This is a genomic window from Candidatus Kirkpatrickella diaphorinae (assembly GCF_025736875.1).
GTDB classification, from domain to species: Bacteria; Pseudomonadota; Alphaproteobacteria; order Acetobacterales; family Acetobacteraceae; genus Sorlinia; species Sorlinia diaphorinae.
In genome coordinates, this window is record NZ_CP107052.1 from 273934 (window position 1) to 286934 (window position 13001).

Here is a 13001-nt window from a genome sequence, read left to right on the forward strand (position 1 = left end):
AGGATTCATGGTCGATCACGTTTCAGGTGCGCAAAATTGTCTGTTCAAGCAATATCAGCAGGTGGTGCGGCAGACCTTGCGCGATATCGTGCCTGATCTGCCGGATGACATACTGGACCGCGTGGAACTGACCCCGACGAAAGACCCACTCCATGGCGACATGGCGACAAACGGCGCGTTGCTGGCCGCAAAACCGGCCCGGCGCAAACCGCAGGAGATCGCGGCGTCTCTGGCGGAAAGGCTTCAGCAGCAGGAAGGGATTGCTTCGGCCGAGGCTGCGGGGCCGGGTTTCGTCAACATCACCCTTTCCCCCGGGATTTATCAGAATCTGCTCCCGGATATCCTGCTTCAGGGTGCGGCTTATGGGGAAAGCGCCATTGGCGGCGGTAAGCGCGTCAATGTGGAATATGTTTCTGCCAACCCGACCGGCCCGATGCATGTGGGGCATTGCCGCGGCGCCGTCGTTGGCGATGCGCTCGCCCGACTGCTTCAGAAGGCCGGATATTCTGTCCTGAAAGAATATTACATCAATGATGCCGGGGCGCAGGTGACGGCATTAAGTTGGGTGGTCTATTGGCGCTACCTGCAAAAAATCGGGACATCCCTCACGGAAGACGCTTTCGCGGCCATGACGCCGACCGGGCTGCAATATATGGGTGATTATCTTCTGCCCGTCGCCGACGCGCTGGCTGAAAAATATGGCGCGATCCTCGCCACCCCTGAGAAAACCCCCGCACCGACGGAACAATGGTTCGAAACGGTGCGCCGCGCCGCGCTCGACGCCATGATGTCGCAGATCCGCGCTGATCTCGAAGCTCTAGGCATCTCGCATGATGTTTTTTCAAGCGAAGCGGATGTTTATGCCGGGGGAGAGGTGGATCGCGCCATCAAAAGCCTTGAGGGGAAAGGCCTGATTTATGAAGGCGTCCTTGAGCCCCCGAAAGGAAAAACCCCGGATGACTGGGAGCCGCGGCCGCAAACCCTCTTCCGATCCACGTCCTTTGGCGATGATGTTGATCGCGCCCTTAAGAAGTCGAACGGGGAAAACACTTATTTCGCCAATGATGTAGGCTATCACAGCCAGAAAGCCAGCCAGGCCGATTTGCTGATTGATGTGCTGGGTGCGGATCACGGCGGTTACGTCTCCCGCATGCGCGCCGCGGTGCAGGCTTTGACGGACGGACATACAGCTTTTGAAGTGGTGATCTGCCAGATCGTCCGGATCTTAAAAGCGGGCGTGCCGGTGCGCATGTCCAAGCGCGCGGGCACTTTCGTCACATTGCGTGATCTCCTCGATGAAGTGGGCAAGGATGCCGTCCGCTTCACCATGCTGACGCGTAAGGCCGATGCGCAGATGGATTTCGACCTGGACCTCGTGATTGCTCAGACGCGCGACAACCCGGTCTTCTACGTTCAATATGCCCATGCGCGCTGCTGCTCCGTTATCAGGGCGGCGCGCGATATGTTTGGTGGAGACGTGGATGCAGCTTTGGCGGGTGATGCCCCTCAGCTTCATACCATCGCATCTGCCGCTGAACTTGCCGTCATTCGCCGCATGGCCAGTTTCCCGCGTACAGTTGAGGGCGCCGCCCTGGCGCGGGAGCCGCATCGCATCGCCTATTATTGCGGTGAACTTGCGGCAGACTTCCACGCTTTGTGGAATAAGGGTCGGGAAGACACCACGCTGCGCTTTCTGCGGGAAGATGAGAAAGAAGCCTCTCTCGCAAAACTGGCGCTTGTGGCCGCCGTCGCCAATGTGCTGCGTTGTGGCCTCGATATCCTGGGTGTGACCCCCGTCGAGGAGATGTGATGCAGAATGACGATCGGCCGGGGCATGTCGCACCGGAGGGATATGACGTAGCCGGGCAGGACCCGCGCCAGACATCTCAGGATGATTTTCCCGACCAAGGCTGGCAGGAAGATCCATCTCACGCCGATCGGTCTGCCGCCTCTCTTTCTCATAGGCGTGAGCGCCTTGGCGTCGTCTCCGTGGATGCGGACCCACCTCCCGCCCGCCTCAGAAGGCGTGTCAAACAAGTGCAGGCGGAAAGCCCGGCATCAGAGCCTTCGGGCCGCGTCGCCCGGTTGATCGCCCGCCTGTCCCGCGCGCCCTCCATGCCGGAGGAAGATTTGTCACGCCGCCGCAATCCCCGCGCGGCGGATCAGCGGCGTGACATGGCGATGGGGCGTCAAAAAGTCACGGCTTTCGCGCAATCTGATAAAATGACCCGCATGCTGGTCTATGGCGCTGGTGGGATCGGCGCCATTCTCGCCTTGATTGTCGGTGTGCGCTCCCTGCTGGATGGCCATCGCGGGGAGATCGCTATCATTGCCCCGCCGCCCGTCCCGGTGCGGGAAAAACCGCTGGACCCTGGTGGTATGCACGTTTTGAGCGGGATTCCCGCTGACCTGGGCATGGCGGGCACGGGCAGGGCTCATCTGGCGCCGGGACCGGAACAACCGAAACTGGCCGCTTTAGCCGCGCGCTATGCAGCGTCGCAGCCTGACCCCGCTGAGACAAACGATACGCCACCGGTTAAGGAGACCTCACCCGCAAATACGCCAACGGACAAGCCGCAGGACGCACCGGCGCAGGCCCCGGCAGTCACGGCGCCGGTCAAAACGCAGCCAACGCCCGCGCCGGAGCCGGATCGCGCGGTTCAGGCCGCGCCGCCTGCGCCAACGGATGCCAGCGCCAACCTGCCCGTGCGCAAAGCGGTGCTTTCCGCTTCACCGCCCGCCAGTTCATCCTATATTCAGCTCGGCGCTTTTAATCAGGCGGTTAAGGCGCAGCGTGAATGGACGCGCATTACCCGCCGGATGGAAGGGCAGCTTTCCCGCAAACCCGTTTATATCGTGCCGAAACTCATCCGTGGGCAGATGCTCTACCGCATCTGGGTGGGCGGCTATCCCTCTTTCGCGCATGCGACGGCGGCATGTCGCGTCGTGAAAGGGCGCAAATTGCCCTGTTACGCCGTCCAACGGTGAAAAATGTTTGAGCCGACGCCCGCCCGCGCCGAGAATTTGCCGGAAATAACGCCGAATGGGGCGGAAAAGCCATGGCTGGCGCTGGACGGTTTTGAAGGGCCGCTTGATCTCCTTTACGACCTCGCGCGCGCGCAGAAATTTGATCTCAGCCAGCTTTCGATCCTGACGCTGGTCAAGCAATATCTCGCTTTCATGGAACATGCCCGTCAGGTTCGCATTGAGTTGGAAGCGGATTGGCTGGTGATGGCGGCATGGCTGACCTGGCTGAAATCCAAGCTGCTTCTGCCGCAGGATGACGCGTTGCAGGATGTGCAGGAAGCGACCGGGCAGTTGCAGGACCGGCTGGCGGCTTTGCAGCAGGTGCGCTGTGCCGCCGCGTGGCTGTCAGGGCGGCCCGTTCTGGATGAAGTCGTTTTTGCGCGGGGAGAGGAGGAATGCTTGACTGTCATTGACCGCTCCGGCCTGGCGACCGATCTGCCGGTTCTGATCAGCGCTTATCTCAGCCTGCATCGCCGTCGTCACCGTAAAAAAATCTACACGCCCAAACTTGCGCAATTCTGGACGATCGGGGAGGCTATTTCGGCGTTGCAGCGCCTTTTGAATACGACAAAGCGCGGCAACTGGCGCGCCCTTGAGGAGATTTTCCGCGCGCAGGCGCTGGAGACACCCTTCGCCTTCAAAGCTGCTTTTGCCGGGGCGCTGACGGCCTGCCTTGAACTGGCAAAGACAGGCAGTTTGCAGTTAGAGCAGTCAGAACCCTTCGCGCCGATAAAATTCGGTCCGTCTGTCACGGGGGAGATATCGTCATGATGGCGCTGCATTTGCTGGAAGGGCTGATTTTCGCGAGCCGGGAGCCGGTGACGGAGGCCGCCATGCGCGACGTCCTTGGGCGATCAGGATTTGAACCCAGCCTCGTGCCGCAATTGCTTGAGCAATTGGCGCAGGAATATCAATCCCGGGCCGTCACATTGCAGAAGCTCGGCCAATCCTGGCATTTCCGCACGCGGCCGGAATATGCGGCGGCACTGACCCGCGTCATTGAAAAGCCCCGGCGTCTGACGCGCGCCGCGATGGAAACCCTGGCCATCATCGCTTATCATCAACCCTGCACGCGTGGGGATATTGAGACAATTCGTGGGGTTTCCCTGAGTCAGGCCGTGTTTGACGCGCTGATTGAAGAGCGCCTCATCGCCCCGTCTGGTCGAAAGGACGTGCCCGGCCGCCCTGTTCTCTGGGCGACCACAGCGCGTTTCCTCGCCAAATTCGGGCTCGAAAATCTCTCCGCCCTCCCGCGGCGGGAGGAGTTGATACTGGACCCTGATTTGCTGAATGTGCCAGAAGATGACGCGGAAGATGTCGCGCCGGTCGCGACTTCCTGAGGCAGGGCACATCATGTTCGATTTCAGTTGGTCCGAAGTTGCGGTTGTCGTCATCATCGCCCTGATTTTTATCGGGCCGAAGGATCTGCCCGTCGCGATCCGCTCCGTCAGTCGCGCCGTCAAGGCGATCCGCCGCATGGCCAGCGAATTTCAGACGCATGTGGATGATTTCGTGAAAGAGGCGGATCTTGACGAGGCCACATCGTCCTTGAAGGATCTGCACCCCACGAAAATCCGTGATCGCCTCCTCAAAAACATCGACCCGGACCACACTTTGCGCGACGGAATCGACGTGACGCCGCCCCCGCCATCACTTTCCTCCCCATCGCATCGCCCTACGGAACGCAATCATCAGGAAGTTGCGCCCGAGGTGACGCGGACAGCACCTTTGTCAGACATATCAGCGCCGGGAGAGCGCGCCTTTCCCATCGGCGATATACCGGCCAGCCTGCCGCCCGCCACCGCGCAGCGCATCGCGCGGGAAAGCCGGGATAAAATGGCACCGCGTTACCTGCCGCCTGTCCGTGTCATGCATGGTGGTCGGCGCGTCAGTCTGGACTCAGGCGGAAAGCCTGCGAAAAGTCGGCTGGATGTTTGAATCCCTTTCGCGCCCACGCAATAAATAGGCCCCGAAACCGTCGCGATCACAATCCGTCATTGGCGACCCCACCCGCATTTTTGATGTCATGATCTCGTCGCGCCGGCGCGCCATATGTAGTATGTCACGCAACGGGGCCGCAGTGCTGACAAGCCTAAATGGCAGAACATCAGTCAAAGGCCACAAAAAGGGCAGAGGTGGATGACGGATCAGGATCACACGACGATGCATGACAGGGCCATGCCGCTTCTGGACCATCTCATTGAGTTGCGTCGTCGGCTGCTCTGGTCCCTGGGGACGTTCGTTGTCGCGTTCTTTTTCTGTTATCACTATGCCGAGACGATTTATTTCTTCCTCGCGCGCCCGCTTGAAACGGTCATGGCGCAAAAGGGGGAGGCGCTGCACCTGATCTACACAGCCTTGCCGGAGGCGTTTTTCACCTATGTGCGGGTTGCTGTGTTTGGCGGGTTGTTTCTCTCATTCCCGATGATTGCGGTGCAGGCGTGGATATTTATTGCGCCCGGCCTTTATCGTAATGAAAAACGGGCCTTCCTGCCTTTCCTCCTCGCGACGCCTTTTCTGTTTATTCTCGGTGCCGCGCTGGCCTATTTCATCATCTTCCCCGTTGCGTGGAAGTTCTTCCTGTCATTCCAGACGAATCCGGCTGGATATGGCGGTATGCATGTGGAATTACAGGCCAAAGTCTCGGAATATCTTTCCCTCGTCATGAAATTGGTGCTGGCTTTCGGCGTCGCTTTTGAACTGCCCGTCGTGCTGACCCTGCTCGCGCGTGTCGGGATCATCTCCTACAAAGACCTAAGGCGTTTCCGACGATATGCCATTGTTGCGGCCTTCGTCATCGCTGCCATCCTTGCACCGCCGGACGTGATTACGCAGATTGGTCTCGCCGTGCCGCTCATCTTGCTTTATGAGGTCTCAATCATCACTGCGCGATGGGTTGCACCGCAGCGCGCGCCCCATCTTTCTGAAGACTGATAAGAGGTTCAATTATGCATGATCTGCGTGCCCTGCGGAGCGAGCCGGACGCATTTGATGCAGCCCTCAAACGGCGCGGCCTCCCACCCCAATCCGCGGAAATCCTGGCTGAGGATAAAGTGCGCCGCGACGCGCTGACCGCTCTTCAAGCGCACCAGAACCGCCGGAAGAACCTGGCGCGTGACATCGGCCAGGCGAAACGCCAGGGGCAGGATAGTACGGCGTTGGAGGCGGAAGCCACGCAATTGCGTGATGAGATGGCGGCGTTGGAAGCACGCGCGGAGGCGGCCAACCGCCGCGTCACCGCATTGCTGGAAAATCTGCCCAACATTCTGGATGCCTCCGTCCCTGAAGGTCAGGATGAAACGGATAATGTCGTCGTAAAGCAAGTGGGCGCGGTGCGCGCCTTTGCGTTCACGCCCCTCCAGCATTTCGAGCTGGGGGAAAAACTTGCCGCCATGGATTTCCCCACCGCCGCGAAACTTGCGGGGGCGCGTTTCACCGTTCTGCGCGGTGCATTGGCGCGGCTTGAGCGTGCGCTGGGTCAGTTCATGCTCGATATGCATGTGACGCATGGCGGTTATCAGGAAATGTCGGTTCCTCTTCTGGTGAATGATGCCGCCATGTATGGCACGGATAAATTGCCGAAATTCGCGGAGGATTCCTTCCGCACGGAGGATGGACGCTGGTTGATCCCGACAGCGGAGGTGCCTCTGACGGCCAGCGTGGCAGGCGAAATAATTGATCGCGATCAATTGCCCTTGCGGATGGTCGCTTTATCACCCTGTTTCCGGTCTGAAGCTGGTTCTGCAGGGCGTGACGTGCGCGGCATGTTACGCCAACATCAATTCACAAAGGTTGAGCTTGTTTCCGTCACCCTGCCGGAGGAGAGCGCGGCAGAGCATGAACGCATGACTCGTTGCGCGGAGACAATATTGGAGCGGCTTGGGATACCTTATCGCCGCGTGCTGCTCTGCGCCGGAGATACAGGTTTCGGGGCGGCGAAAACCTATGATCTGGAAGGCTGGCTGCCGGGGCAGAATGCGTGGCGTGAGATCTCCTCCTGCTCAAACACGCGCGACTTTCAGGCACGCCGGATGAATGCGCGCTATCGTGCGGAGAAAGGGCCGGAGCATGTTCACACCCTCAACGGGTCGGGCCTCGCTGTCGGGCGGACTTTGATTGCGGTGCTTGAAAATTACCAGAATGAGGATGGCTCCGTTGAGATACCGGAGGTTTTACATCCTTATATGGGCGGCGTGACGCGCCTGACGTGAGCGACGCGCCCCCGCAAATATGCCGCAACTCTCCCAACGTTACGGCAAACACCATCCATGGCGGGTCGCTTTACCTCAGCCTTGTTGATTGATTAAGGACCGCTCCGAATCATCGCCGCAACGCCCGAGGGTTTAATCACGGCGTCGCGTCCGATGGAGGCTGGGGCGGGAAGATGGTTTGCCCGCCCGGCGATGACGCGTGCCTGGCCCGTCATACTGGCGCACGGACTCGCGCCGGTGGCTCTGCTGCCGCAGAACCGACTCGATCCAGTCATTCAGTGCTTCCGTATGTTCCGCAGCGCGATCCGTCTCACGATAAAATTCCAGGAAGCGGATCGAAAGCCACCGCCAGGCCACGAGGCGTTTATGCCGCTTTTCGGCCCGTTCCAGCTCCTCACGCCCTGCTTTGGCGGGCGGCGTCAATCGGCCGGTTCCGGGGGGCGGGACGGCGCGACCCGCTGCATGTTCAGCCGCCCAGGAGACGAGTCGCGTGATGCCATTATCCCGCTCATCAATCGGGCACATGGCATATGTCCAACGTTGGGATAGTTCGAGGCCCTCGACGCCCTCAAGTGCCGCCGCGATTTCCATCGGTTGTTCCATATCGGCGAGACGGTAATTCGGGTCATCCGCGCGCAGAACCGCGCGTTTAATGCGCGTCAACACACCATAGAGACTCTCTGAACCCACCTCATCCGCGACGGCGCGCACGATATCCATGTCGGGCTGCACGAGGGGGCGCAGTTCTACCATGGGTTCGGGCGGGGCCTTCAACATGCGGTCGATCATATGGATATTGCCCGCACCGGCCAGCACGCCCACAATCCCATCCTCATGATGGCCGTAACGCCCCGCGCGCCCGCCAATCTGTTTGACTTCCTGCGGAAGGAGGTCTCGGGACTGCCGACCGTCATATTTTTTCAACGCGCTGAAAATCACGCGCCGGATGGAGAGATTCAGGCCCATCCCAATCGCATCGGTGGCGACGAGAATATCCGCCTCACCCCGATTAAAGCGCGCCGCTTCCGCCCGGCGCACTTCCGGGCTGAGCGCGCCATAGACGACGGCCACACGCCGCCCCCGCGCCATCAATTCAGCTCGCAGGTCAAGCACGTCGCGACGGGAAAAAGCGATTACCGCGTCGCTGCGGCCCAATTGGTCAAGCCGTGTCGGGCCATTCGCGGCGCGGAGGGGGCTTTTGCGCTCCAGAGAGACTTCATCCAGCGGGTCATTGCATAATGTGGCGATCCGCCGAATCAGCGGGATGCAGTCCGGCGCGCCGAGAATATAGACGGTGCGCGCCGGCACGCCCATAATGGCCGCCGTCCATGCCGCGCCCCGGTCCGGATCCGTCAACATCTGGGCTTCGTCAATGATGGCGACGTCGACCGGCGTATAAAAAGGACACATCTCCACAGTTGCCGCAATATGACGCGAATCAGGGACGAGGATGCGTTCCTCCCCCGTCATCAGCGAGGCGGCCACGCCGCGTTTCCCGAGCGCCTCCTTGAATTCATGCGCGAGCAAGCGCAGCGGGGCGAGGGCGAGGCCGCTTTCAGCCTCGGCAAGGGCATCGAGCGCCGCGTGGGACTTGCCGGAATTGGTCGGCCCGGTGATCAGCACCAGGCGACGCTTCAAGGCGCGTGCCGTTTTGAAATGCCCGGCATAGCGGTCCAGCGCCGCCACACGCGCAATGACGGCATTACCGATTTTGGCGCCAACCGCGGGGGCGTCGGGGCGTCGCGGTGCGTCATCCTGGCGAGACCGCCATCGCCCCAGTTGGTGGCGCAATTTGCGCAACATATCGGGGTCGAATTCGAAGCGCTCAATCCCGTCAGATTGTGTCGTGCGCCGCGCAATGGGAAGGCGATTTTCAGCAACCCAGCGCAAAGCTTCCTGCCGCGAGCAATGTAAAAGGGCAGGGACCTGATCAAACCCGACGAGGCTGGCCTCCCATCGGCGTAACTTCTCGATCTCACGCTGTTGTCTCTGCGCGGCTTTCCGGCGGATTTCCTCCTCCCGCGCCGCCTGAGCCTGCTCCTGCGCGATCAGCTCCGACTCAAAGGCGAAGTCTTGCACGCCGAAGATCTCGGCGATGCGACGCGCGAGGTGGTCCACCTGCTGACCGGAGAGGAACTGCCCGCTATCTGACAGGTCCGCTTTGACCGCCGCGAAGACATCGCCCGGCACGTGCGAAATCTCACGGAACCGATCAGCAATCACGATGTCGAGATGATGACGGAGCAACTCATCACCCGCCTCCGGGTGATCAATGCGCCCCGCGGCTTCAATCATATCCTCCTTGGAAATCCAAGGTTCATGCGCCTGCCGGGCGAGATGCATCATCCGGGACGCCCAGTTCTTCCGGCGGATCGTGCATAATATATCCCGCCAGGCCGCGTCGGTGATTTTATCGTCACCGGGCGTCAGAGCGCGCGCAACCAGGCGTAGGGCGCGTGGCATTTCCTTGGCGGAGGGTTCAAGACCGGTCGATTGCGTGGCGGAAGCAAGTGCACGTTGTGCCGGAGAGCAGATTATATCCATATCTTCTGTTGTGAGGATTTACGCAGGGTTACGCAATTGAAAAAGGATCAGAGGTTGTGATACCCGCAATCTGCTGCAAAATCATGTATATAGTGCGGGTGTCGCCGCGTGACGGGCGAAGTCGAGGGTTCCCCTCTCTTAAGAGATGTTTTAGTGATAGTGCAGTATATGCCGCACCAGGCGTTTCTTGATATGCGCACTTAACGGAGAAATTTGCCGCGATGTTCGTCCCAGAGTCTCTTCCGATGCCGACAATTTCTGAACCTCTAAGCGGTTTATTACCGGTTGAAGGGCATCCCGGTCACTATCGCCTTGCACCACCTTCGAAGGAATACAGCCATCTTCACGCATGTGAAGTTCTGTCAGTGCACCATTGGACGGACCGCCTCTTTACTTTCACCTGCACGCGCGACCCCGGCTTACGGTTCGAGAACGGTCAGTTCACCATGATCGGGATTGAGGTGGACGGCAAACCGCTCCTGCGCGCTTACTCAATTGCCTCAGCTAATTATGAGGAGCATCTTGAATTCCTCTCCATCGCGGTTGAGGACGGCCCGCTTACCTCGCGCCTGCGCCACGTGAAAGTCGGGGATACGGTACTCGTCGGGCGCAAGCCGGTGGGGACATTATTGCTGGATAATCTCAAACTGGGCCGCAACCTCTATTTCCTTTCAACCGGTACGGGCCTGGCGCCCTTTATGAGCCTGATTGAAGATCCGGAATGCTATGAACGCTACGAGCATGTTGTGCTGAGCCACACTGTGCGTGTCTCTGCGGAACTGGCTTATATGAATCTCATCCGCCATGACCTGCCGCAGCATGAATTTCTGGGTGATTATGTGACCGGGCAGCTCAAATATTACCCGGCCGTGACGCGCGAGGATTTCGAAGTGCGCGATCGGATCACGACCTTGATTCAGTCTGGCAAGATCTTCAAAGATCTCGATCTCCCGCCACTTGATCCGGAGCATGACCGGGTGATGATCTGCGGTTCACCGGAGATGCTGGCAGATACAGAGAAACTTCTGATCTCGATGGGTTTTGAGGAAGGCAATATGAGCCACCAGGGCTCCTACGTTGTTGAAAAGGCGTTCGCGGAGCGCTGACCCTGCGTCAGGTGGGTACGGGAGCGATGGAGGTGTCCGCCATGGCAGCAGAATTTGATCTCCTCGTTATTGGTGCGGGCTCAGGCGGGGTGCGTTGTGCGCGCATCGCAGCCCAGCATGGGGCGAAAGTGGCGATTGTGGAAGCGCGCCATTGGGGCGGCACGTGCGTCAATATTGGCTGTGTCCCGAAGAAGCTGATGGTCTATGCCGCGGATTACGCCGCAATGGGGCCTGAATCGCAGTCCTTCGGGTGGGAGGGCGCAGCATGGCGGCATGTTTGGGCGCGGTTGATCTCCGCAAAAAATGAAGAAATCGCCCGCCTGAATAATGTCTACACCACCATGCTTGAGAAAGCAGGTGTCACCCTGTTTAAAGGCACAGCCGCTTTTCTGTCGCGGCATGAGGTGGAAATCTCACCTTCCGCGCTTGATCCGTCTGCCGGGAAGCAACGCATCCGGGCGCGCAAAATCGTCATCGCTGTGGGCGGGGCGCCCTCACGACCGAAAATTGACGGGGCTGAACTGGGCATCGTTTCCGATGATGCTTTTTACCTGCCGGAACGTCCCGGAAAAATCGTGATCATCGGAGGCGGTTATATCGGCGTTGAATTTGCCGGAATTTTTTCACGATTGGGCAGTGATGTTACGATGGTGTTCCGGGGTGAGCGTCCGCTCCGTGGGTTTGATGATGATCTGCGCACGCATCTCACCGAGGCCATGACCCGCCACGGTATCACCTTGAAATCCGGCACTTCACCAAAGCGGATTGACCGCCTGTCGGACGGAACGCTGGCCACGACGCTTGATCAAGGTGAAAAGCTGGTAAGCGATTGCGTGTTTTTTGCGACGGGCCGGCATCCGGCGATCGACGGCCTGAATCTTGCTGCGATCGGCGTGACGTGCCAGGAGGGGCGCGTCGTGACAAATGCATCGATGGCCACGTCCGTCCCGGATATTTACGCCATTGGCGATGTGACAGATCAAATCAATCTCACGCCCGTCGCCATCGCGCAGGGCCATATCCTTGCGGATCGGATCTTTGGCGGTCACGACCGTCACTGGGCCTTTGAGACCACACCGAAGGCCGTGTTTTACAGCCAACCCCTCGCCAGTGTCGGTTTGACGGAAGAGGAGGCGGCGAAGGATGCGGCGGTGGATGTTTATCTGACGCGCTTCCGACCCATGCGGCAAAGTCTTCTCAAGGGAGATGATCAGGTTCTGATCAAGCTTGTCGTTGATACACGTGATGAGCGTGTGGTGGGCGCACATATGATGGGTGACGCGGCACCGGAGATCATTCAGGCTGTTGCGATTGCGGTGACAGCCCGCCTGAGGAAAGCGGATTTCGACCACACAATCGGCATCCACCCGACGACGGCGGAGGAAATCGTGACGATGCGCACGGTAACACGCCGCACGCCGCAGAAAAACGCCTGACTCCAGCGGCTTTACTTCCCGATGCCGCACCGAGATAATCGCGCGTCACGTCAAGTCGCGACGTCCGCGCCGCCTTATGGAAGAGAGGCAGGCGCGTGGCTCAGCCATCATGCCCTGAGGGCCTAATTACCGCGTGGTGCGACCCACCCATTACCCGTGGAGTCGCCAACCTGGCCGCGTGCAGTCGGGCTGCTATTGGCGTAGGCCGTTCCGAAATTTGAGAGATTGGCGCCAGTTGTCGGGTCACGCTGAATGTTGGCGTCGTGATCCGGGTCAGGGCCATGTTCAATTTCTGTCGATGGGGCGATCTGATAGCCCGGCGGGGGCTTATGGGCATGGGCGCGGAATGTGTCGCCTTTACCCTGATAATGATAGCCGGAACGCGACGTGCCGCTGCGGCTTGTCCCGCCGTCAGAAGTCTGCGCTTCCGCCATCGCGTCCGATGCCATCAGTAAACCGCAGGCCGCAAGGGTCACGGCGGAAAGGCGCAACATCATCTCGAATCCCCATTTATGAGAATGAATATTTATGGGCACTTCCGCGCAGAATAACCTGCATCACAGCAAGTGAACCGTCCCTTAGAATAGGTGACGGATCCTGTCGTCGTCCAGCATTTTTTAAAATGTCGCCAACCGCCCCCCGCGCCGACAAACTCAACAAAAAACGCATGCTGGCGC

The 13001-nt window shown here is 59.6% G+C and carries 11 protein-coding genes; 9 read left to right on the top strand and 2 right to left on the bottom strand.

Translation table 11 applies throughout. The annotated features are described in order from the left end of the window. Positions 1 to 7: 7 nt before the first annotated feature. From argS to serS, 7 genes are all read left to right on the top strand, one after another. Positions 8 to 1810 carry an arginine--tRNA ligase gene (gene argS, locus N5W20_RS01300; protein ID WP_319807138.1) on the top strand — a complete coding sequence of 601 codons (1803 nt, stop codon included), beginning with the start codon at positions 8 to 10 and terminating at the stop codon, positions 1808 to 1810. Beyond that, positions 1810 to 2988, top strand: a complete 1179-nt coding sequence (locus N5W20_RS01305; RefSeq protein ID WP_319807139.1) for an SPOR domain-containing protein — start codon at positions 1810 to 1812, stop codon at positions 2986 to 2988. Before argS ends, N5W20_RS01305 begins: the two co-directional genes overlap by 1 nt. A gap of 3 nt (positions 2989 to 2991) precedes the next feature. Then, positions 2992 to 3798, top strand: a complete 807-nt coding sequence (locus N5W20_RS01310) for a segregation and condensation protein A (RefSeq protein ID WP_319807140.1) — start codon at positions 2992 to 2994, stop codon at positions 3796 to 3798. Then, positions 3795 to 4367: an SMC-Scp complex subunit ScpB gene (gene scpB / locus N5W20_RS01315; RefSeq protein ID WP_319807141.1), complete on the top strand. Its 573-nt coding sequence runs from the start codon at positions 3795 to 3797 to the stop codon at positions 4365 to 4367. Before N5W20_RS01310 ends, scpB begins: the two co-directional genes overlap by 4 nt. Positions 4368 to 4380: 13 nt before the next feature. Continuing rightward, positions 4381 to 4965 (top strand): Sec-independent protein translocase protein TatB, encoded by a 585-nt coding sequence (gene tatB, locus N5W20_RS01320; protein ID WP_319807142.1) that lies wholly within the window; start codon positions 4381 to 4383, stop codon positions 4963 to 4965. A gap of 201 nt (positions 4966 to 5166) precedes the next feature. Then, a complete protein-coding gene (gene tatC, locus N5W20_RS01325) occupies positions 5167 to 5961 on the top strand; it encodes a twin-arginine translocase subunit TatC (protein WP_319807143.1) in 795 nt (264 codons plus the stop codon). Positions 5962 to 5975: 14 nt separating this feature from the next. Beyond that, a complete protein-coding gene (serS, locus tag N5W20_RS01330) occupies positions 5976 to 7238 on the top strand; it encodes a serine--tRNA ligase (RefSeq protein WP_319807144.1) in 1263 nt (420 codons plus the stop codon). 132 nt (positions 7239 to 7370) lie between these two features. Here serS and N5W20_RS01335 read toward each other — a convergent pair whose 3' ends face one another. Then, positions 7371 to 9782: a DEAD/DEAH box helicase gene (locus tag N5W20_RS01335; RefSeq protein WP_319807145.1), complete on the bottom strand. Its 2412-nt coding sequence runs from the start codon at positions 9780 to 9782 to the stop codon at positions 7371 to 7373. Between the two features lie 245 nt (positions 9783 to 10027). On the opposite strand from N5W20_RS01335, the gene N5W20_RS01340 reads away from it, so the two are divergent. Together N5W20_RS01340 and gorA are read left to right on the top strand one after the other, a co-directional pair. Further along, complete coding sequence (locus N5W20_RS01340; RefSeq protein ID WP_319807146.1) at positions 10028 to 10888, top strand: ferredoxin--NADP reductase; 861 nt, start codon at positions 10028 to 10030, stop codon at positions 10886 to 10888. Between the two features lie 41 nt (positions 10889 to 10929). Continuing rightward, entirely contained in the window at positions 10930 to 12324 is a 1395-nt protein-coding gene (gorA, locus tag N5W20_RS01345; protein ID WP_319807147.1) for a glutathione-disulfide reductase, read from the top strand. A gap of 122 nt (positions 12325 to 12446) precedes the next feature. Here the strand turns inward: gorA and N5W20_RS01350 are convergent, their stop codons facing one another. Then, a complete protein-coding gene (locus N5W20_RS01350; RefSeq protein WP_319807148.1) occupies positions 12447 to 12821 on the bottom strand; it encodes a hypothetical protein in 375 nt (124 codons plus the stop codon). Positions 12822 to 13001 lie beyond the last annotated feature (180 nt).

Bases quoted from the DNA above. Each gene is read 5' to 3' on its own strand.
- argS (WP_319807138.1), top strand. From the start codon at position 8: ATGGTCGATCACGTTTCAGGTGCGCAAAATTGTCTGTTCAAGCAATAT.
- N5W20_RS01305 (WP_319807139.1), top strand. From the start codon at position 1,810: ATGCAGAATGACGATCGGCCGGGGCATGTCGCACCGGAGGGATATGAC.
- N5W20_RS01310 (WP_319807140.1), top strand. From the start codon at position 2,992: ATGTTTGAGCCGACGCCCGCCCGCGCCGAGAATTTGCCGGAAATAACG.
- scpB (WP_319807141.1), top strand. From the start codon at position 3,795: ATGATGGCGCTGCATTTGCTGGAAGGGCTGATTTTCGCGAGCCGGGAG.
- tatB (WP_319807142.1), top strand. From the start codon at position 4,381: ATGTTCGATTTCAGTTGGTCCGAAGTTGCGGTTGTCGTCATCATCGCC.
- tatC (WP_319807143.1), top strand. From the start codon at position 5,167: ATGACGGATCAGGATCACACGACGATGCATGACAGGGCCATGCCGCTT.
- serS (WP_319807144.1), top strand. From the start codon at position 5,976: ATGCATGATCTGCGTGCCCTGCGGAGCGAGCCGGACGCATTTGATGCA.
- N5W20_RS01335 (WP_319807145.1), bottom strand. From the start codon at position 9,782: ATGGATATAATCTGCTCTCCGGCACAACGTGCACTTGCTTCCGCCACG.
- N5W20_RS01340 (WP_319807146.1), top strand. From the start codon at position 10,028: ATGCCGACAATTTCTGAACCTCTAAGCGGTTTATTACCGGTTGAAGGG.
- gorA (WP_319807147.1), top strand. From the start codon at position 10,930: ATGGCAGCAGAATTTGATCTCCTCGTTATTGGTGCGGGCTCAGGCGGG.
- N5W20_RS01350 (WP_319807148.1), bottom strand. From the start codon at position 12,821: ATGATGTTGCGCCTTTCCGCCGTGACCCTTGCGGCCTGCGGTTTACTG.